Origin of the sequence: Microbispora sp. CA-135349, from assembly GCF_050947365.1 — a bacterium.
GTDB lineage: Bacteria > Actinomycetota > Actinomycetes > Streptosporangiales > Streptosporangiaceae > Microbispora.
Genome location: NZ_CP192001.1, coordinates 3,283,390 through 3,300,873, shown reverse-complemented (window position 1 = coordinate 3,300,873; position 17,484 = coordinate 3,283,390). Strand labels below are relative to the sequence as shown.

Annotated in this window: 17 protein-coding genes; 5 read left to right on the top strand and 12 right to left on the bottom strand. The window is 69.6% G+C overall.

Features of this window, described 5'->3' with window-relative positions; translation table 11 throughout:
* The first annotated feature begins 48 nt into the window (after positions 1 to 48).
* Positions 49 to 1,212, top strand: a complete 1,164-nt coding sequence (locus tag ACQPZZ_RS15450; RefSeq protein ID WP_432932632.1) for a sensor histidine kinase — start codon at positions 49 to 51, stop codon at positions 1,210 to 1,212.
* Positions 1,209 to 1,865 (top strand): response regulator transcription factor, encoded by a 657-nt coding sequence (locus ACQPZZ_RS15445; RefSeq protein WP_363636578.1) that lies wholly within the window; start codon positions 1,209 to 1,211, stop codon positions 1,863 to 1,865. Before ACQPZZ_RS15450 ends, ACQPZZ_RS15445 begins: the two co-directional genes overlap by 4 nt.
* Before the next feature lie 88 nt (positions 1,866 to 1,953).
* On the opposite strand, the gene ACQPZZ_RS15440 is transcribed toward ACQPZZ_RS15445, so the two are convergent.
* The 5 genes from ACQPZZ_RS15440 to ACQPZZ_RS15420 all read right to left on the bottom strand — a co-directional run bounded on the left by ACQPZZ_RS15440 (position 1,954) and on the right by ACQPZZ_RS15420 (position 5,976).
* Positions 1,954 to 2,424 carry a GNAT family N-acetyltransferase gene (locus ACQPZZ_RS15440; protein ID WP_432932629.1) on the bottom strand — a complete coding sequence of 157 codons (471 nt, stop codon included), beginning with the start codon at positions 2,422 to 2,424 and terminating at the stop codon, positions 1,954 to 1,956.
* Positions 2,425 to 2,516: 92 nt separating this feature from the next.
* Entirely contained in the window at positions 2,517 to 2,930 is a 414-nt protein-coding gene (locus tag ACQPZZ_RS15435) for a sigma factor-like helix-turn-helix DNA-binding protein (RefSeq protein ID WP_432934406.1), read from the bottom strand.
* Between the two features lie 2 nt (positions 2,931 to 2,932).
* Positions 2,933 to 3,109 (bottom strand): hypothetical protein, encoded by a 177-nt coding sequence (locus tag ACQPZZ_RS15430; RefSeq protein WP_432932627.1) that lies wholly within the window; start codon positions 3,107 to 3,109, stop codon positions 2,933 to 2,935.
* A 147-nt stretch (positions 3,110 to 3,256) separates the two neighbouring features.
* Positions 3,257 to 4,723, bottom strand: a complete 1,467-nt coding sequence (gene rpsA, locus ACQPZZ_RS15425) for a 30S ribosomal protein S1 (RefSeq protein WP_432932625.1) — start codon at positions 4,721 to 4,723, stop codon at positions 3,257 to 3,259.
* A 206-nt stretch (positions 4,724 to 4,929) separates the two neighbouring features.
* Positions 4,930 to 5,976: a polysaccharide deacetylase family protein gene (locus ACQPZZ_RS15420; RefSeq protein ID WP_432932623.1), complete on the bottom strand. Its 1,047-nt coding sequence runs from the start codon at positions 5,974 to 5,976 to the stop codon at positions 4,930 to 4,932.
* A gap of 74 nt (positions 5,977 to 6,050) precedes the next feature.
* On the opposite strand from ACQPZZ_RS15420, the gene ACQPZZ_RS15415 reads away from it, so the two are divergent.
* Complete coding sequence (locus ACQPZZ_RS15415; RefSeq protein WP_432932621.1) at positions 6,051 to 6,857, top strand: DUF2127 domain-containing protein; 807 nt, start codon at positions 6,051 to 6,053, stop codon at positions 6,855 to 6,857.
* 51 nt (positions 6,858 to 6,908) lie between these two features.
* Here the strand turns inward: ACQPZZ_RS15415 and polA are convergent, their stop codons facing one another.
* Entirely contained in the window at positions 6,909 to 9,590 is a 2,682-nt protein-coding gene (gene polA, locus ACQPZZ_RS15410) for a DNA polymerase I (protein WP_432932619.1), read from the bottom strand.
* 98 nt (positions 9,591 to 9,688) lie between these two features.
* Here polA and ACQPZZ_RS15405 point away from each other — a divergent pair, with 98 nt between their 5' ends.
* Positions 9,689 to 10,069 carry a PaaI family thioesterase gene (locus ACQPZZ_RS15405; RefSeq protein WP_363637246.1) on the top strand — a complete coding sequence of 127 codons (381 nt, stop codon included), beginning with the start codon at positions 9,689 to 9,691 and terminating at the stop codon, positions 10,067 to 10,069.
* Positions 10,070 to 10,359: 290 nt separating this feature from the next.
* Here the strand turns inward: ACQPZZ_RS15405 and ACQPZZ_RS15400 are convergent, their stop codons facing one another.
* Genes ACQPZZ_RS15400 through ACQPZZ_RS15380 form a run of 5 tightly spaced genes read right to left on the bottom strand, consistent with a single transcriptional unit; the run spans position 10,360 to position 15,303 of the window.
* Positions 10,360 to 11,214, bottom strand: coding sequence for a hypothetical protein (locus ACQPZZ_RS15400; RefSeq protein WP_363636594.1), 855 nt, complete (start codon positions 11,212 to 11,214; stop codon positions 10,360 to 10,362).
* Between the two features lie 21 nt (positions 11,215 to 11,235).
* Positions 11,236 to 12,087 (bottom strand): ABC transporter ATP-binding protein, encoded by an 852-nt coding sequence (locus tag ACQPZZ_RS15395; protein WP_363636596.1) that lies wholly within the window; start codon positions 12,085 to 12,087, stop codon positions 11,236 to 11,238.
* Positions 12,084 to 13,013: an ABC transporter ATP-binding protein gene (locus tag ACQPZZ_RS15390; protein ID WP_363636598.1), complete on the bottom strand. Its 930-nt coding sequence runs from the start codon at positions 13,011 to 13,013 to the stop codon at positions 12,084 to 12,086. Before ACQPZZ_RS15390 ends, ACQPZZ_RS15395 begins: the two co-directional genes overlap by 4 nt.
* Positions 13,003 to 13,989, bottom strand: coding sequence for a branched-chain amino acid ABC transporter permease (locus tag ACQPZZ_RS15385; protein ID WP_363636600.1), 987 nt, complete (start codon positions 13,987 to 13,989; stop codon positions 13,003 to 13,005). Before ACQPZZ_RS15385 ends, ACQPZZ_RS15390 begins: the two co-directional genes overlap by 11 nt.
* Before the next feature lie 12 nt (positions 13,990 to 14,001).
* Positions 14,002 to 15,303, bottom strand: a complete 1,302-nt coding sequence (locus ACQPZZ_RS15380; protein WP_432932616.1) for an ABC transporter permease subunit — start codon at positions 15,301 to 15,303, stop codon at positions 14,002 to 14,004.
* Between the two features lie 274 nt (positions 15,304 to 15,577).
* Here ACQPZZ_RS15380 and ACQPZZ_RS15375 point away from each other — a divergent pair, with 274 nt between their 5' ends.
* Positions 15,578 to 16,018: a hypothetical protein gene (locus ACQPZZ_RS15375; RefSeq protein WP_432932614.1), complete on the top strand. Its 441-nt coding sequence runs from the start codon at positions 15,578 to 15,580 to the stop codon at positions 16,016 to 16,018.
* 99 nt (positions 16,019 to 16,117) lie between these two features.
* On the opposite strand, the gene ACQPZZ_RS15370 is transcribed toward ACQPZZ_RS15375, so the two are convergent.
* Entirely contained in the window at positions 16,118 to 17,407 is a 1,290-nt protein-coding gene (locus tag ACQPZZ_RS15370) for an ABC transporter substrate-binding protein (RefSeq protein ID WP_432932612.1), read from the bottom strand.
* Positions 17,408 to 17,484 lie beyond the last annotated feature (77 nt).

Below are 17,484 nucleotides of genomic sequence, written 5' to 3'. Positions count from 1 at the left end.
ACCGCCGCTGTCACCCCGTTGTTAGGTCCGGCCCGGCATGCTGGAGGCGTGATCAGGCTGCGCAACGGGACCGTGGGACTCCGCTTCACGATCCTGTACGCCGGAGTGTTTCTCGTCTCCGGAATCGGACTGCTGTCGCTCACCTTCCTGCTCGCCGGCGAGGGAAGACACAGCGTCCCCGTCGACCGGCAACCGACACCCCTGGGCGGCCCGGACGAGCTGCACCAGCACGTTCGCCATCTACAGGAGCAATTGGCCGAGGTGAACGCGCAGCACTCCCGGCAGTTGCTGGCCGGCTCCCTGCTCGCGCTGACGGTGATGGCGGTCGTCTCCGTGCTGGCCGGCCGGGCGCTCGCCCGCCGGGTGCTGCGCCCGCTGCGGACGATCACCGCCGCGACCCGGCGTATCACCGCCGACGACCTGCACCGGCGGCTGAGCGTCAGCGGCCCGGCGGACGAGGTGAAGGACCTGGCCGACACCGTCGACGACCTGCTGGGGCGGCTGGAGGCGTCGTTCGCCGCCCAGCGCCGGTTCGTCGCCAACGCCTCGCACGAGCTGCGGACTCCGTTGGCGACCATGCGGGCGTCACTCGACGTCGCCGTGGCCAAGCCCGGCGTGGCGCGGCAGACGCTCGTCCTGGGCGACCGGCTGCGTACGCAGCTGGACCTGGTGGACCGGCTGCTCGACGGTCTCCTCGTGCTGGCGAGGGCTCAGCACGGCGCGCTGACCGGTGCCGCCGACGTCGATCTGGCCCGGCTGGCCGCGCGGGCGGTCGCCGATCGCACCGGCGGGATCGCGGCGAAACGGCTCAACGTGACCGAGGATCTGCGGGCAGGCATGGTCACGCCGGGCGACGCCGCGCTGCTTTCCCGCATGGTGGAGAACGTGGTCGACAACGCCGTGACGCACAACGAGGACGACGGCTTCATCCGGCTCGAGACCTTCCGGGAGGACACCGGCGTCCGGCTCGTCGTGGAGACCGGGGGGCGCGTCCTCGATCAGCGGGATGTGGACCGCATCGCACAGCCGTTCGAGCGGCTCGGCGAGGAGCGCACCGGGTCCGAGAACGGCTCCGGCCTCGGGCTGTCCATCGTCGCGGCGATCGCGGCCGCCCACGGCGGGCGGCTCGAACTGCTCGCGCGGCCGCGGGGAGGCCTGCGTGTGTCGATCGCGCTGCCGTCCGTCCCGGTCCCGGCCGAGGTGGGGGCATGAGGGTCCTGGTCGTCGAAGACGCACGGTCGCTCGCCGAGGTCGTCGCCGAGGGCCTGCGCGATCAGGGGATGGCCGTCGACATCAGTCACGACGGGCTGTCCGCCGCCGCCAAGCTCGACCTCACGGCGTACGACGTGGTGGTCCTGGACCGTGATCTGCCCGGCCTGCACGGCGACACGCTGTGCCAGATGATCACAGAGCGGCCGGACCGCCCGATGGTGCTGATGCTGACGGCCGCCGGGACACCCGGTGACCGCGTCACCGGCCTGACCCTCGGGGCGGACGACTACCTCACCAAGCCGTTCCACTTCCCGGAGCTGGTCCTGCGTGTCCAGGCGCTGGCCCGTCGTAAACCGGACGCGCGCCCGCGGATTCTGCGCGCGGCCGGGATCGAGCTGGACCCGGTGCGCCGGACCGTCGTGCGGGACGGCCGGCGGCTCGACCTGTCCGTGAAGGAGTTCGCCCTGCTACAGGCGCTGATGCGGGCGAGCCCCGGCTTCCTGAGCGCGGAGGCGCTGCTGGAGCGGGTCTGGGACGAGAACGCCGACCCCTTCACCAATACGGTGACGGTGACGATCGGCCGGTTGCGCCGCAAGCTCGGCGAACCACCGGTCGTCACGACGAAACCGGGCGTGGGGTATCGGCTCGCCTGAGCCTCTCCTCGCCCGCGTCGCGCGGGTGTGGAACATCCAGGGGCGGCGTCGGGAGCACCGTGCACCCCGTTGCCGGCCGCCCAACGGCTCAGGGCGTGCTCGCCTCGGCCGTCCGGCGCAGGTGGATCAGGGTCAGGTGGTCCTGCACCCGCTCCCGCCGGGTCTCGCGATAGCCGAGGCGGCGATAGAGCCGCAGGTTCCCCTCCGACAGGTGCCCCGTGAACAGGTCGAACGCCGTCGCCTCCGGCACGGCCTCGTGCATCGCGGCCAGCAGCGCGCTGCCGACCCCCCGTCCCTGCCGGTCCGGCGCGACCACGAGGCGCCCCACCAGGCAGGTCGAGCCGGACAGCCGGCCCCGGGCCGCGCCGACGATGCGCCCGCCGTCCTCGGCCTTCAGCACGATCCCCGTCTCGATCACCGTACGCACCTGGTCGAGCGACTCCACCAGCGGCGCGAGGAACGGGTCGCCGTAGAGCTGTGCCTCGGTCACGTACGCGGCCCGCTGCAGGGTGAGGATCTCCCCGGCGTCCCCGGGCAGGGCCCTCGTGATCTCCACCACGAGGGCCACCCTATCGGCGCAGCCGCCCCCGCCACGCGCGAGCCGGGCGCAGGGACGTCATTCGCCGCGGCCGGTCACCGCGTACCGTAGGATCACGTTCTCCGAGCCGTCCCTGCGACGGGTCTCCAGGAGCCGCAGCGGCGGGACCGGCCCGGCGAAGGCCGCGGTGCCCCCACCGAGGACGGCGGCGCCGACCATGAGGTGCAGTTCGTCGGCGAGCCCGGCGACCAGCAGGCGGGCAGCGGCGGCATGGTGAAGCAGGCGTCCTCGGACAGCAGGTCGAGCAGCGCCGGCACGTCGGCCCGCTCCCACGCCGCCACGAACGCGTCCACCAGCGCGCGGCGTCCGGACGGGCCCACCGCGGTCAGCTCGGCCTGCTGCGTACGGCCCGGCATGCGCTGCCGTACGACCGTCCGGGCGCGCTGCAGCGCGCTGTTCACCGACGCGGGCGTGGTGCCGAGGATCTCGGCGGCCTCCGCCGCGGCGAACCCGAGCACCTCGCGCAGGATCAGTACCGCACGCTGGGTGCCCGGCAGGTGTTGCAGCGTGGCGACGAAGGCGAGCTCGACGCTCTCCCGGCCCAGTAGCAGTGCGTGTAGATCTCCCCGCGATGCCGCTCGACCAGCAGCTCGAACGCCGCCTCGTCCGCGGACGGCTCTTGCGGTGATCCGGCGCCTTCGATCATGGCCCCATCATGCCGTCCGGCCGGTGGCACGCGCCGCCGCATTCGCCACCTATCGCCACCCCGGACAGCGGAAAGGCCCCGCCGAAGCGGGGCCTTTCGTGGTGCTGTGGAGGGCTCTGCCGCGACCTCCGGTCAGGAGACCGGAGGTCAGCTCTGGCCGCCCGCCAGCTTCTCGCGCAGGGCGGCGAGGGCCTCGTCGGAGGCCAGGGCGCCGCCGCCACCACTCGTCTGCGCGCTGGTCTCGCCGGTGTAGGACGACGGAGCGGCCTCGCTGGCCGCCGCCTCCTCCTGGCGGGCCTTCTCGATCTGCGAGCGGTGCGCCTCGAAGCGGGCCTGGGCCTCGGCGTACTGCCGCTCCCACTCCTCACGCTGCTTGTCGAAGCCCTCGAGCCACTCGCCGGTCTCGGCGTCGAAGCCCTCGGGGTAGATGTAGTTGCCCTGGTCGTCGTAGGTCGCCGCCATGCCGTACAGCGTCGGGTCGAACTCGACCTCGGCGCCGACGCCCTCGTTGGCCTGCTTGAGGGACAGCGAGATACGGCGGCGGTCCAGGTCGATGTCGATGATCTTCACGAAGATCTCGTCGCCGACCTGCACGACCTGCTCCGGAATCTCCACGTGGCGCTCGGCCAGCTCGGAGATGTGGACCAGGCCCTCGATGCCCTCCTCGACCCGGACGAACGCACCGAACGGCACCAGCTTGGTGACGCGGCCCGGCACGACCTGGCCGATCTGGTGGGTGCGGGCGAACTGCTGCCAGGGGTCCTCCTGCGTCGCCTTGAGCGACAGCGAGACCCGCTCGCGCTCCATGTCGACGTCGAGAACCTCGACGGTGACCTCCTGGCCCACCTCGACGACCTCGGACGGGTGGTCGATGTGCTTCCAGGACAGCTCCGACACGTGCACCAGACCGTCGACGCCGCCGAGGTCCACGAACGCACCGAAGTTGACGATCGAGGACACGACGCCCTTGCGGACCTGGCCCTTCTGCAGGGTGTTGAGGAAGGTCTGGCGAACCTCGGACTGGGTCTGCTCCAGCCAGGCGCGGCGGGACAGGACCACGTTGTTGCGGTTCTTGTCCAGCTCGATGATCTTGGCCTCGAGCTCACGGCCGACGTACGGCTGCAGGTCGCGCACGCGGCGCATCTCCACCAGGGAGGCGGGGAGGAAGCCGCGCAGGCCGATGTCGAGGATCAGGCCGCCCTTGACGACCTCGATGACCGTGCCGGTGACGATGCCGTCCTCGTCCTTGATCTTCTCGATCGTGCCCCAGGCGCGCTCGTACTGGGCGCGCTTCTTGGACAGGATGAGGCGGCCTTCCTTGTCCTCCTTCTGGAGAACCAGGGCCTCGACGTGCTCTCCGACCTCGACGACCTCAGCGGGGTCGACGTCGTGCTTGATGGAGAGCTCGCGGGACGGGATGACGCCCTCGGTCTTGTAGCCAATGTCGAGCAAGACCTCGTCTCGATCGACCTTGACAACGGTGCCCTCAACGATGTCGCCGTCGTTGAAGTACTTGATGGTCTCGTCGATCGCGGCGAGGAAGGCCTCCTCGGAACCGATGTCGTTGACCGCTACCTGCGGGGTGCTCGAGGTGGCCTCAGTGCTGCTCGTCATGTGTGGAATTGCTCCGAACCGGACAGATGTCGTTGTGACAGGAGCGTGGCGGGCCATTTTTCGTTCACCGGATGATCTGTTTCCTGGTAGCCACCAGATGACCGAGCGCGAGCCGCATCCGTCCGTGACGCGCGCGAGCCCACAACGCAGCGATCAGCATATGAGACGGAGCGAGCCGGGTCAATCCGAGGCAACCGGACGGGCGCCTAGTACGTGATCACGGTCCTGGCCCGGGCCGGCGAAAGCGTTGCCCGGAGTTTGCGCGGCACGGACACCCGGGCCGGATCCCCATCCGACGTATAACGCTCTCCTGGGTGTTTGTCGAGCCAGTCGAGCCAGTAGGTCGTGCACCAGCGCCGGCAGTCACCGTGTTTTCCGTTGGACTGCACTCTCGGGATCGCGTAACGCGGGAAACTTTTCGCGTAGGGCGAAACCGCGGGCTGCGCGCCCGCCAGGAAGACGGCGTCGAAGTGGTAGCGGGTGCCGTCCCACGTGCCGTCGTGAGCCCTGCCGAGCTTCCTCGGCCGCGACCCGTACGGCAGCGCGAAGGTCGTCGAGGCCGGCACGCCGATCTTCTTCAGCAGCCGCTCCTGCCGGACGATCTGCTCGCCGACCCCGTTGTTCGACAGCCGGCGCAGGTCGGGATGGGAATAGGTGTGGTTGGCCACCTCGAAGCCGTGGTCGAGCAGCCACTTCACCGCCTGCTTCTGCCGTTTCAGGTCGCGAAGGCCGAACGGGTCGCGGTTGACCCAGAAGGTCGCGGTGGGGCGGAAGTTCGGGTATTTCGCCGCGACCTCGTAGATGACGCCGACGGCCGTGTCGTTCTTCGGCATGCCGTTCTCGTCCATCGCGAAGTGGCTGGGGTGGCCGTCGTCGAAGGTCAGGACGACGGGATGGGTCCCGGCCGGAATGTCGATCTTCCTGGCGACCAGTTCGGCCGCGGTGATCGGCACGTAGCCGCTCCTGGCCAGGCGCTCCAGTTCCTTGCGCAACTGGCCGGGAGTCCGGTCGATGGACGCCACCCGCTTGTGCAGGATGCGGTGGTACATGATCACGGGCACCAGGCCGGCCTCGTTCGCCTTGGCCTTCCTGGCCGACTCGGCGGTCGCCTTCGGCGGGGCCGCACTGGGCTCGGGCGACGGCGGCCGCGCCTGCGCCCGCACCTGCGAGCGCCCGTCTCCCCCCGTCCGGGGCAGGAGCACGAGCGCGACAAGACCGATCACAACAACGACGACATTGGCGATTGCAGTCATTCGGGCAAGATTGCGCACAGTCATTTGACCTTACTGCCCGGCGTGTCCGCATTCACATGTGTTGCAATTTTCCTGTGGACTGGAGCCTTCGTGCCTGCGGACGGCACGGGCACGTCACCTACGCCCCGGACGAGGAGGCGCTGCGCGACCGCCTGCGCGCCGAGACCGCGCTGGGCGAGGCATGGCGCTGTCTGCGCTGCGGCGACTTCACCCTGGGCCCGCCGCACGGCGCCGGACCGGCCGGCGACGCGCCCGTCGTGCTGCGGGGCCGGGCGCTGCGGGACGCGGCCGTGCTACGGCTGATCGCCGTATTCCGCTGGGCCAAGGTCGTGCTCCTGGTCGCGGGTGCGTACGGCGTGTGGCGGTTCCGGGCCCATCACGACGCCGTACGGCGGGCGTTCGACCAGGACCTCCCCTTGATCAGGCCGCTGGCGCACAAGCTCGGGTGGAACCTCGACCAGTCGGGCGTGGTGCACACGCTGCGCACCGCGCTGGCGGCGCGGACGACTACCCTCGCCTGGATCTTCCTCGCCCTGCTCGCCCTCGCGGCCCTGCTGCTGACCGAGGGAATCGGCCTGTGGCTGTTGAAGCGGTGGGGCGAGTACTTCTCGGTGATCGTCACCTCGGTGTTCATCCCCGTGGAGATCTACGAGATCGCCGAGAAGGTCAGCCCGTTCCGGATCACGGTCCTCCTGATCAACATCGCTGCCGTGCTGTACATCGCGCTGAGCAAGCGCCTGTTCGGGCTGCGCGGCGGACGGGCGGCGTACGACTCGGAGCGGCATGAGGCGAGCCTGCTGGAGATCGAGGAGGCGGGCCTGGCCGCGGCCGGGCGGGGCCACCGCGCCGCGCGCCCAGCGCGCCCCACGCGCCACCCCTGACCCCTCGCCCGGCCGGCCCCGGCGGCCGGTCCGGGCACGCCCGCGCCGCGCTCAGTGGCCGGCGTCCTCCCAGGTGGTGCCGACGCCCACGCTGACCTCCAGCGGCACGCTCAGGTCGTAGGCCCGGCCCATCTGCGTGCGCACGACCTCGGTCAGCTCCTCCAGCTCGCCCGGCGCGACCTCGAACACCAGCTCGTCGTGGACCTGGAGCAGCATGCGGGAGCGCATGCCCTCGATCGCCTTCTGCACGTTCAGCATCGCGACCTTGATGATGTCGGCGGCCGAGCCCTGGATGGGCGCGTTGAGCGCCATCCGCTCGGCCATCTCCCGGCGCTGCCGGTTGTCGCTGATCAGGTCGGGCAGGTAGCGGCGGCGGCCGAGGATGGTCTCGGTGTAGCCGTCCGTGCGGGCCTGGGCGACGATCGACTCCAGGTAGTCGCGGACGCCGCCGAACTCCTCGAAGTACTCCTCCTTGAGCGCCCTGGCCTCCGCGACGGGGATGTTGAGCTGCCCCGACAGGCCGAAGTCGGACAGGCCGTAGGCCAGGCCGTAGTTCATGGCCTTGATCCGGGCGCGCAGGTCGGCGTCCACCTGCTCGGGCGGCAGGTCGAAGACGCGGGACGCGGTGGCCTGGTGGAAGTCGTGGCCCGACTCGAAGGCCGCGATCAGCGACTCGTCCCGGGACAGGTGCGCCATGATCCGCAGCTCGATCTGGCTGTAGTCGGCCGTCAGCAGCGTGTCGTAGCCCTCTCCCACCACGAAGCCCTTGCGGATGCGCCGGCCTTCGACGGTGCGGATGGGGATGTTCTGCAGGTTGGGCTTCTCGCTCGACAGCCGCCCGGTGGCCGCCACGATCTGGTTGAAGGTGGTGTGGATCCGCCCGTCGTCGGCGATCTCCTTGATCAGGCCCTCGACGGTGGTGCGCAACTTGGTCTGGTCGCGGTGGCGCAGCAGGATCACCGGCAGCTCGTTGTCGGTCTGCTGGGCGAGCCAGGCCAGCGCGTCGGCGTCGGTCGTGTAGCCCGTCTTGATCTTCTTGGTCTTGGGCAGGCCGAGCTTGCCGAACAGGATCTCCTGCAACTGCTTGGGCGAGCCGAGGTTGAACTGCTCCCCCACCGCCTGGTGGGCGGCCTCGACCGCCTGCTTGACGGCCGCGCCGAACTCGGCCTCCAGCGCCGCGAAATACTGCCGGTCGGCGGCGATACCCGCCCGCTCCATCTCGGCCAGCACCCGCACCAGCGGAAGCTCCACCTCGGTCACCAGCCGGGTGCCGCCGCGCTTGGACAGGTGCGCCTCCAGCGCGTCGGCCAGATCGCGCACGGCCTGGGCCCGCAGGGCCAGATCCCGGGCCACGCCCTCGTCGGCGTCGTCGAACAGCGAGGTCTGCCCGCCGGGCGCGGACTCGGCCCGCAGCTCGCGGTGGAGGTAGCGCAGGACCAGGTCGTCGAGCGGGAACGACCGCTGCCCCGGCATCGCGAGATACGCGGCGAGCGCCGTGTCGCAGGTGAGGCCGCGCAGGTCGTGCCCGTGCGCCCACAGCGCCAGCAGCGACCCCTTGGCGTCGTGCACGGCCTTCGGCCTGTTCTCGTCGGCCAGCCAGGCGCTCAGCGCCGCCTCGTCCTCCTCCGTGAGACGCGTCGGGTCGAGGTGGGCGGCGCCGTCCGGTCCCGCGATCGCGATGCCCTCGAGCCGCCCGGTGCCGCTGCCGGACGTGCCCTGGAAGGCCAGTCCGGCGCGGCCCTCGGGGAGCGCGGCGAGCCAGCCGGCCACCTGACCCGGCTGCAGCACCGTCACCTCGAGCTCGAAGCCCTCGCCGGCCTCCGGCTCGGTGGTGCCGAGGACCTTGAACAGGCGCTCGCGCAGCTCGCCGCGGATCTGTACCGCGTCGAGGAGCTTGTTGACCTCCTCGCGGTCCCACAGGCCCATCGTGAGCGCGGACACCTCCGCGTCGACCGGGGCGTCGCGCTTCAGCTCGGTCAGCATCCGGTTGTGGATCACCTGTCCGAGGTGCTCGCGCAGCTTGTCGCCGACCTTGCCCTTGACCTCGTCGGCCCGCCGGACCAGCTCGTCCAGCGATCCGTACTCCACGATCCACTTGGTGGCGGTCTTCTCCCCCACGCTCGGGATGCTCGGCAGGTTGTCGCTCGGGTCGCCGCGCAGGGCCGCGAAGTCCGGATACTGCGCCGGGGTGAGGCCGTACTTCTCCCTGACGGCCTCGGGGGTGAAGCGGGTCATGTCGCTGATGCCCCGCCTGGTCATCAGCACGGTGACCTTGTCGTCCACGAGCTGGAGCGCGTCGCGGTCGCCGGTCACGATGAGCACGCTCATGTCCTCGCCGGAGGCCCGCGTCGCCAGCGTCGCGATCAGGTCGTCCGCCTCGAAGCCGGGCACGGACAGGTGGGGGATCCGCAGCGCGTCGAGCAGCTCGAAGATGAGCTGCATCTGGCCGCGGAAGTCCTCGGGGGTCTCCGCCCGGTTGGCCTTGTAGCCGTCGTACGCCTCGTGCCTGAAGGTGGGCTCGCTCCGGTCGAAGCAGACCGCGACGTGGCTCGGCTGCTCGTCGCGCAGGATGTTGGCCAGCATGGAGGTGAAGCCGTAAACGGCCTCGGTGTGCTGACCGTCGGTGGTCATAAGGTTCGCGTCCTTCAACGCGTAGAACGCGCGATAAGCAAGAGAATGCCCGTCCAGGAGCAGCAGACACGGACGGGTGGGGGTCGCTTCACTCTTCGGCACACCCGCAGCCTAGTCTCCCTGTACGACAGAAAACCCGTGCTCTTCCCACAGGAGGCGTCCCCTTGACCTTGACGAATCCCGAGGAGTTCGTGGCGTTCATGAACGCGCCCGGGGACCACCTGCACCGGCGGATGGGCATCGAGATCCTGGAGGCGAGCGCGGAGCGGGTCGTCGGCCGCATGCCCGTCGGGGGCAACACCCAGCCGTACGGCCTGCTGCACGGCGGCGCCTCCTGCGTGCTGGCCGAGACGCTCGGCTCGACCGGCGCCGCCCTGCACGCCGGCGCGGGCAGGATCGCCGTCGGCATCGAGATCAACGCCACCCACCACCGCTCCGCCACCTCGGGGTACGTCACCGCCGTCGCGACCCGGGTGCACGGCGGGCGCACGCTCGCGACGTACGCCATCGAGATCACCGACGACGAGGGCGGCGCGGTCTGCACGGCCCGCCTGACCTGCATGCTCAGGGACGCCCGCTGAGGCCTGCCGGCGCGCGGACCGCGGTCTCGCGAGCCGGCCGGGCAAGCACCACGAAACCCCCCTTACGACGCATTGGGCCCCATAACGGAACGCCTTGCGACTCTCTTTGCACGGGAGTCGCTCGGGTCGCTACCGTTGTGGCTCCAGAGCCCGTGGGATGACCGAGTAGACAACGTGCGGAGCCGGGGAAGCTGTGTACGGTCCCAAAGGCTCCCACGGGCTCACCGCCATTCGTGCCCGTCAGGCCGGTCCCGCGGCCGGCGTGTGAGGCCGGGCGGGCAACGGCCCGATCAGCGGGGCTCGGCGCAGACCTCGGTGATGTAGGACTCGAAGAGCCGCTGGGTCGGCTGGTCCGGCACGACGATCAGCCGATAGGTCTGCGTCCCGGCCGCGGACGCCCACAGGGAGAACAGGAAGGCCTGCTTGGCCTCGCCCATGGCGTGCCGGTCACACCGGCTCGGCGTCACGACGACGGGCAGGTCACGCGTGCCGGTGAGGACGGCCACCGGCTTCCGTTCTCCCGACGCCGGCCGCAGGTCGTAGTGGGTCGTGCCGGCGATGTCCTGGATGGTCACCGGCCCGGCGCCCGTTTTGAGGCCCACCCGCAGCGCTCCTCGCAGCTCCCGCCCGGACCGGGTCCAGCCGGCGCCGAAGGTCACGTCGATCGACTGCTTCAGCAGGAACTCCCCGCACTCGGTGTTCACCAGTTGCCGCAGCAGCGGGTCGGGATGAGGAACGCGCCACCTGACCTCGTGCAGCGGGCCCTTCCCGACCGACACGTGCGCCACCACGGTCGCCGGTTCGACGTCGGGGATGCGCGTGGACGCACAACGGGCGGCCCCGTAGGAGATGGGAAAGTCCGTACGCGGAGTCCTTCCCAGGACCGTGTCCACCGGCTGGGGCGGCGTCTCCCGGAAGGAGTCCGTGAGCAGTCGCACGTCCTTGAAGTACACCGGAGTGGCGGTGTCGTTGCGTACGGCCACCTGCATCTTGTGCACCGGGACGTCCGAGCGGTTCTGCTGCAGGCTGACGCTGACGCCGGGCGGGGGCTCGGCCGGCGGTTCGGCGCCGTCGCCGCAGCCGGCTGCCGTGACCACGGCGACGACCGCCGCGGCGAGCAGGGAAAACCGCCGCCACTCCCCCACCCGGATGCTCCTCGTCTCGCGTCAGGCCCTCGCCAGTGTGCCCAGGTAGAGCTCGATCACCTTGGGATCGTTGATGAGATCGCGCCCGCTCGCCATGTACGCGTTGCGCCCCTGGTCGAGCACGTAGCCCCGGTGGCAGATCTGCAGGCACCGCCGGGCGTTCTGCTCGACCATGATGACGGTCACGCCCGCCTTGTTGATCTGCTGGGCCTGGATGAAGACCAGGTCCTGCAGTTTGGGCGAAAGACCCGCGGACGGCTCGTCCAGGAGGAGGACCGACGGCTCGGTCATGAGCGCACGGCCCATGGCGACCATCTGCCGCTCACCTCCCGACAGTGAGCCGGCGCGCTGCTTGCGGCGCTCCCTGAGGGCGGGGAAGATCTCGCAGACGAACTCGAACCGTTCCTTGAACTTGCCGGGCACCTGGAAGGCGCCCATCTCGAGGTTCTCCTCGATGCTGAGGCTGGGGAAGACGTTGTTCGTCTGCGGGACGTAGCCGACCCCGCGGGACACAAGGGAATGGGCCTTGAGGTTCGTGATGTCCTCGCCGTTCAGGGTTACCGTGCCGCTGCGCACGGGCACGAGCCCGAACAAGGTCTTGAGCAGGGTCGACTTGCCGGCGCCGTTGGGGCCGATGATGCCGATCAGCTCGCCCTTCTTCACGTACAGGTCCGCGCCGTTGAGAATGTTGACGCCGGGGATGTAACCGGCGTACAGCTCGTCGGCGCGCAGGAGCGCATCCTGGGCGCCGGCCAGGTGGTCGGAGCGGTCGGTGACGGCCGCCCGCGACTCGGCCTCGCCGGCGGTCTCGGGCCGCTCCTCGCCGACGGGGACGTCGAGCGCGGGGTCGCGGTCTGACTCGGGGGCGGTCATGCCTTCTCCTCGATCTCCGACTCCAGCTCGGCCTCGGCCTCCTGCAACTGCTCCTCGGCCTCCTCCGCAGACAACGGCGCGTCGTGGTGGGCGCCCAGGTAGGCGTCGACCACCCTGGGGTCCGACATGATGGTGTCCGGCGGGCCCTCGGCGATCACCGAACCCTGGGCCATCACGACGACCCAGTCGCTGATGTCGCGGACCATGTCCATGTCGTGCTCGACGAACAGCACCGTCATGCCCTCCTCACGCAGGTCCTTGACGTGACCGAGCAGCGACTGGGTGAGGGCGGGGTTCACGCCCGCCATGGGCTCGTCGAGCATGACCAGTTCGGGGCCGACCATCAGCGCGCGGGCCATCTCCAGGAGCTTGCGCTGGCCGCCGGACAGGGACCCGGCGAAGTCCTCGCGCTTCGCGGCGAGCTTGAAGCGCGTGAGGAGCTCTTCCGCGCGTTCGGTGATCTCGTTCTCCTGGCGGCGCCAGATGCCCGGGATCAGCGCGCGGAAGAAGTTCTCCCCACGCTGGCCCTGCGCCCCGAGGCGCATGTTCTCCATCACGGTCAGCCGGGACAGGGCCTTGGTGAGCTGGAACGTACGCACCATGCCCTGCCGCGCGACGCGGTGGGCGGGCATGCCCTTCAACTGCTTGCCGTTGAAGGTCCACGACCCCTCGTCGGCGGTGTCGAACCCGGTGAGCTGGTTGAAGAACGTCGTCTTTCCCGCGCCGTTCGGGCCGATCAGCGCGGTGATCGACCCTCGCTGGATCTCCAGGTGCTCGACGTCGACCGCCGTGAGGCCGCCGAACCTGCGTACGACCTTGTCGATGACCAGGATCGGGTCGGGCTTGGGGACCCCGGGCTCGGTGGGCAGGCCTTCGAAGACGGCCAGCGCGGCCGCCTTCCTGGTGGTGACGGCTTCAGCGTGCATCGAGCGCGATCTCCCTCTTGTCGCCGAAGATGCCCTGGGGCCGGTAGATCAGCAGGAGTATCAGGCCGACACCGACGAGCATGTAGTTGATGGAGCCCACCTGGTTCACGCTGATGAACGTGATCACGTGGTTGTTGACGGCCTCCTCCATGCCGGTCTTCACCAGGATCAGCAGCAGCCAGAAGATCGCCGCGCCCACCACGGGCCCGAGCACCCGCGCCGCGCCTCCGAGGATGAGGACGGTGTACGCGAAGAACGTGATCTCGGTGCTGAACAGGTCGGGCTGGGTGGCGGCCCGGCTCAGCGCGAAAAGGAAGCCGCCCAGCGCGCCGACGACACCGCCGAAGACGAGCGCCTGCATCTTGTAGGCGAACACGTTCTTGCCCAGGCTCCGCACCGCGTCCTCGTCTTCGCGGATCGCCTTGAGCACCCGGCCCCAGGGGCTGTTCATCACGAGGTACACCAGGACGCACGCCAGGGCGACGAGCACCCAGCCGACCGTGAGCACCCACATGGTGCGATGGTCGAACCCGATGGGCCCGATGCCGTACTCGCCCGGCGAGTAGGGGTTCATGGCGTAGAAGTCGTCGGAGAACGCCTCAAGGCCGTCCGTGCCCCCGAAGGTGTCCCGGAGTGCGACGGATCGCACGACCAGGCGCACGATCTCCGCGGCGGCGATGGTGACGATCGCCAGGTAGTCCGCTCTCAGCCGCAGGGTGGGAATGCCGAGGAGAAGGGCGAACACGACGGCGCCGGCGATGCCGGTGGCGATGCCCACCCAGAAAGGCAGGCCGAACGTCGCGATCGTGGTGGCCAGGCCGTACGCGCCCACCGCGAGGAAGCCGGCCTGCCCGAAGTTCAGCAGGCCCGTGTACCCGAAATGAATGTTCAGGCCGATCGCCGCGAGCGCGTAGATCACCGCTTCGGTGCCGATCCCCGCCTCTATCGCCCGCGTGAAGATGAGGTTCCAGTCCATGAGGGTGCCTTCCTACCCGATCCGCTCGCGGCGCCCGAGGATGCCTTGCGGCCGGACGAGAAGAACGATGATGAGCACGGCAAGCGCTCCCACCGTCTTCAACTCCGGCGGAATCCACAGCGTCGAGACCTGGACGAAGAGCCCCACCACGAGGGAGCCGACCAGGGCCCCGAAGGCGGTGCCGAGTCCGCCGAGGGTGACGCCCGCGAACATCAGCAGCAGCACCTGCTGCCCCATCTGGTAGTTGAGGATCTGCGTGGTCCCGAGCAGCACTCCCGCGAGGCCCGCGACCGCGGCGCCCATCGCCCAGACGATTCTGACGATGCGGTCCACGTTGATGCCGGAGGAGGCGGCGAGCGCGGGATTGTCGGAGACCGCGCGGGTCGCCTTGCCCAGTCGCGTGAACAGCAGGGCCGACCCCACCAGGATCAGGACGAGGATCTCGGCACCCATGGCCACCAGGCTCTTGGGGGTGGTGGAGATGGGCCCGATCTGGATGCCGTCCTGGGCGACGTACTGCCGGTAGGGCACGTTCTCCCCGCCGAACAGGAACAGGAGCAGATAACGCAGGAAGATCGCCACACCGATGGAGATGATCATCATGGCGATCAGCCCGCTCTTCCGCCGGCGCAACGGGCCCCAGAAGAAGCGTTCCTGCCCGTACCCGAAGATCCCGGCCACGATCACCGCCAGCGGCGCGGCGAGGAGCAGGTGCAGGCCGAGCGTCGTGTTGAAGACGTAGGCGATGAAGGCGCCCACGGTCAGCAGCTCACCGTGCGCGAAGTTCGTGAGTCCGGTCGTCCCGAAGATCAGCGAAATGCCCAGGGCTCCCAGGGCGATCACCAGGCCGAGATTGAGCCCTTCGAACGCCAGCTGGGCGAACTCGTCCCAGAAGGTGCTCTCGTCGTCGGCGGTGGCCGTGCCTCCCTGGTCGGCGCCCCCCTGCGCGGCGCCGGCCGGCACCAGGGGGAACAGGACGTTGCGCTTGTTGCCCTCGAACACCTGCAGGGTGAGCGAGGTGCGGTCCTTGAACTTCAGCGCGACACCCGCGGGAAGGGTCGACTGGTCCAGCGTCACCTTGTACGTGCCCGCCTTGGGAACGGGGATCTCCCACTTCCCCTCGGCGTCGGTCGCCGCATCGCCTACCGGCGCGTCGGCCTCCGTCACCGCGGTGATCTTCACGCCCTGCACTGGCTGGCCCTGGCTCTGGAGCGTGCCCCGCAAGCCCTCGCCGTCCGCCCACGCCGCGGAAGAAGTGAGCAGGATGACGAGACCGCCCAGGAAGGCCGTGAACGCAATCACGGCTCTGCGCAATGGTGCTCCCTCAAATGATCTTGTCGGGTTCGTGTCCCGAGGTAGGAGGCGGGATCGTGCCGCCCACTTTCGTCGGAGCTTAGTTCCCAACGTCCTATTACCTATGGTTTGTCACTGATTGGTGACCAGTGTGTGGCCCAGGTGTGAGCATTACCGAGGTCAGAGGCCGCGTGGACCTCCTTCGCGGCGGAATCGGCCGTGTCGATGCGCCTCCCCGTCCGCGGCGAGGTTTCGAAGAGACCCCCGCGCGCGACGAGGATGCTTCCATGGATCCATGAACAGGCGTCCCCTGGCCTTTCCCGTGGGAGCGGCGCTGGCCCTCCTCGCTCTCGCCGCGTGCGGTTCCCCCGCCCTTCCTCCGGCGCCTTCGCCGTCCTCGTCCGCGCATTTCCTCGTGGGCGCGGATTTCGGCGACGACCCCTGCGCCCGGATCGTCTCCGCGATCGGATACGCCGAGCCCCTGCTGGTGCCGGCGGGCGAAGAGGACACGCAGAAGTTCGGTGAGGGGGTGCGCGGCAGGCTCGCCTACGTGCACGGTGTCGTGCTCGAGTACGGCCCGCGCCTGCCGCGCGAACTGCTTCCCTATGAACCGATCCTGGTGGCGACGACGGATCGGCTCTCGCCGGCGGCCACCCCATTCGACCAGCAGGTCGGCGCGCTCAAGGAGTACAGAACCGCGGCCGCCGCCGTGAAGAAGGGATGTCCCGCCTCCTGAAACGCGACGGCGGACCCCACGGCGGCGACCAGGCCGCGGCCATGCCGAGGGCCCCGGCCGAACGCCAGGGCCCTCCATCTGCCGCTTCCCGGACTCTCGTCAGCTGATCTTGCCGGACTGGTAGCCCACGTTCTTGTACTTGTTGTCGTCGCCGTACTGGTAGACGCCGATCGTCGCCTCGGTCGGGTCACCGGCGTCGCTGAACTCGACCGGCCCGCTGATGCCGTCGTAGTCGATGTCCTTGCCGGCCTTCAGCAGCTCGACGCAGGACTTGAAGTCCTTGCACTTCTCGCCGCCCTTGCTGACCTCCACCAGCTTGGACGCGATGCCCTTGCCCGAGTCGTCCTGTGCGGCCTCGGCGGCCAGCGCGAGCAGATTCGTCGCGTCGTAGGCCTCCGGCCCGTAGGTGAAGTCCTTCAGCTCCGGGTCGACCTCGAGGATCTTCTTGCGGAAGTCGTCCGGGGCGGCCGCGCCGGGGATGGTCCCCTTGATGCCCTTCAAGGTGCCCTTCGGGAAGTCGTCGGCGTAGTCGGCCGTGTTGCCGTCGACGAAGTAGATCTTCACCTTGTCCGGGCCCAGGCCCTGCTTCTTCAGCTCGGGGATGATCTTCGTGGTCTCGTTGAACGCGATGAGCGCGATGGCCTTCGGCTTGGCGGCCTTGATCTTGGAGACGTCCGCGGAGAAGTCGGCGGCCGCCGGGTCGTACGCCGTCTTCGCCACGACCTCGCCACCACCGCTGGTGACCGACTTCTCCACCTCGTCGGCCAGCCCCGTGCCGTACGAGTCCTGCCGGTTGAGGATGGCGACGCTGTCACTGCCGTCCTGAATGATCAGGTCACCCAGCACGCGGCCCTGCAGCACGTCCGAGGGAGCGGTGCGGAAGTACAGGCCCTTGTCGTTGTAGGTGGTGAACTCCGGCGAGGTGTTGGCCGGCGAGAACTGCACGACGCCGGCATTGGTGATCTTGTCGATCACCGTCTTCGACACACCGGACGAGGCGGCCCCGATGATGGCGTCCGCCTTCTGCTGCAGCAGCTTGTCAACAGACTGGGAGGCAATGTCCGTCTTCGTGTCGCCCGAGTCCGTGTCGATCTCGGTCACCGGCTTGCCCAGAACACCTCCGGCGTCGTTGATCTCCTTGATGGCCAGCTTGATTCCGGCGAACTCCGGCGGGCCGAGGAAAGCCAGGTCGCCCGTCTGCGGCAACAGCGCGCCTAGGGTGAGAACGCCGTCACCCTGGGCGGTGGTGGCGGCGGGCGCGGAGGACTGGGCCGCCGGTGCCGAGGACGCCGGCGCGGCGCTGTCCTCGCCGCCGCCACAGGCCGTCAGCGCGAGGCTGGCGGCCGCGGCGACGGCCAGCGCCCGCCCAAGGGGGGCAATGCGGATCATGAAGCATCTCCTTCATCCAGGCCCGGGAATCGGCAGCGCTGCCGACTGGTACCCGATCGAATGGCTGAAAGGTACAT

Bases quoted from the DNA above. Each gene is read 5' to 3' on its own strand.
- ACQPZZ_RS15395 (WP_363636596.1), bottom strand. From the start codon at position 12,087: ATGACCGCCCCCGAGTCAGACCGCGACCCCGCGCTCGACGTCCCCGTC.
- ACQPZZ_RS15405 (WP_363637246.1), top strand. From the start codon at position 9,689: ATGAACGCGCCCGGGGACCACCTGCACCGGCGGATGGGCATCGAGATC.
- ACQPZZ_RS15390 (WP_363636598.1), bottom strand. From the start codon at position 13,013: ATGCACGCTGAAGCCGTCACCACCAGGAAGGCGGCCGCGCTGGCCGTC.
- ACQPZZ_RS15385 (WP_363636600.1), bottom strand. From the start codon at position 13,989: ATGGACTGGAACCTCATCTTCACGCGGGCGATAGAGGCGGGGATCGGC.
- rpsA (WP_432932625.1), bottom strand. From the start codon at position 4,723: ATGACGAGCAGCACTGAGGCCACCTCGAGCACCCCGCAGGTAGCGGTC.
- ACQPZZ_RS15370 (WP_432932612.1), bottom strand. From the start codon at position 17,407: ATGATCCGCATTGCCCCCCTTGGGCGGGCGCTGGCCGTCGCCGCGGCC.
- ACQPZZ_RS15420 (WP_432932623.1), bottom strand. From the start codon at position 5,976: ATGACTGCAATCGCCAATGTCGTCGTTGTTGTGATCGGTCTTGTCGCG.
- ACQPZZ_RS15430 (WP_432932627.1), bottom strand. From the start codon at position 3,109: ATGATCGAAGGCGCCGGATCACCGCAAGAGCCGTCCGCGGACGAGGCG.
- ACQPZZ_RS15445 (WP_363636578.1), top strand. From the start codon at position 1,209: ATGAGGGTCCTGGTCGTCGAAGACGCACGGTCGCTCGCCGAGGTCGTC.
- ACQPZZ_RS15375 (WP_432932614.1), top strand. From the start codon at position 15,578: ATGAACAGGCGTCCCCTGGCCTTTCCCGTGGGAGCGGCGCTGGCCCTC.